Origin of the sequence: Acinetobacter lactucae, assembly GCF_013344765.1 — a bacterium.
Lineage (GTDB): Bacteria > Pseudomonadota > Gammaproteobacteria > Pseudomonadales > Moraxellaceae > Acinetobacter > Acinetobacter lactucae_A.
The window spans coordinates 1-1,314 of the sequence record NZ_JABVBF010000329.1 but is presented as its reverse complement, the minus strand read 5'-3'; the positions used below and the strand labels follow the sequence as shown (position 1 = coordinate 1,314).

The window sequence follows — 1,314 nt, the reverse complement described above, 5'->3', positions numbered from 1 at the left end:
ACTTCATTTAAAATTGATTCCATTTTTAATATAAATTGATAAAATGTTTATAAATCATTATTTTATACAAATATTAAATGTTAAAAATTCATGTAATAGATGCGACTCATGGAGATTGTCTTCTTCTTGATTTTGATCATTCAAAAATTTTGATCGATTGTGGTCCAAAATTATTCAAAGCTCGTAGAGATGTACTAGCTAATATAGAAAACATTATAGGTGGAAATAGTGTTGTTGATATAGCAATAGTCACTCATAATGATGATGACCACATCGGTGGATTTGAATTTTTGCTTGATACTTCTATTAAAATTAACACTATTATTTTTAATAGCCTCCAAGATATTCCTGACATTATAAAAAGCTCACAGAAACAAATCTCATATAACCAAGATAATATTCTTAGACAAAAATTATTGGAAGAACGTGGAATTCAAATTCAATGTTTGACCAGAAATTCTACTCCTTTAATATTTAAAGATATTAAGTTAACTGCAATAACACCAACAGCTGAAATCCTAGAGCGAATGTTAAAGGACGCTGATGCTAAAAAAGAAAGAGAAGAAGAAAAGAAAAGGCAAAAACAAATTTCAAGTTCGAAAACTGAAGAAATAAAACTTGCAGAAGCTTTACAAAAAATACAATCTGGTCAAGATAGTTTTGTAAAAGATACATCTATTACAAATAGATCAAGTATAGGATTAATCATTGAATATGGAAACTTCTCGGGGCTTTTTCTAGGGGATGCTCATGCTAAAGATGTTATAGAAGGTTTAAATATCGCAGGTTTTATAAAACATCGATTTGATGTGGTAAAGATTTCACATCATGGTAGTGAACATAATACAAATATCGATTTACTAGAGCTTATTGGAAAAACTGAATATATCTTGTGTGCAGATAATGAAACAAAAAATAAGCATCCTAATAACATTACCTTAGCTAGAATTCTAAGTTTCGATAATAATCCAACTATTCATTTAAGCTCAAATAGCTCTGATCTATTAGTAAAAATTGAAGAGTGTAAAAGTCTAGGTTTTAGTATTAATGAAACATATCCGACTAATGGAGTGAATACACTTTATTATGAATACAAGTAATCTAATACAAGTTAAAGTACTCCAAAACGAATCTAGTGGATATTTTTTCAAATCCTATGATGACAATAAATCATTTGTCATCACATCAAAGCATAGTATTTGCGAGTTCAGAAGTACTTGTGATCTTATTGAGAGTTCAGTTAAAGATTGTTGCAGAACGTGTCCACTAGAGTTTGATACTCAAAAAATTCAATTACTTAGTGATGGTAATGAT

Annotated in this window: 1 protein-coding gene; it reads left to right on the top strand. The window is 28.8% G+C overall.

The features are described 5' to 3' along the window. Positions 1–77 precede the first annotated feature (77 nt). On the top strand, positions 78–1,100 hold the full coding sequence (locus HUN22_RS17095; protein ID WP_119056960.1) for a ComEC/Rec2 family competence protein: 1,023 nt from the start codon (positions 78–80) through the stop codon (positions 1,098–1,100). Positions 1,101–1,314 lie beyond the last annotated feature (214 nt).

Bases quoted from the DNA above. Each gene is read 5' to 3' on its own strand.
- HUN22_RS17095 (WP_119056960.1), top strand. From the start codon at position 78: ATGTTAAAAATTCATGTAATAGATGCGACTCATGGAGATTGTCTTCTT.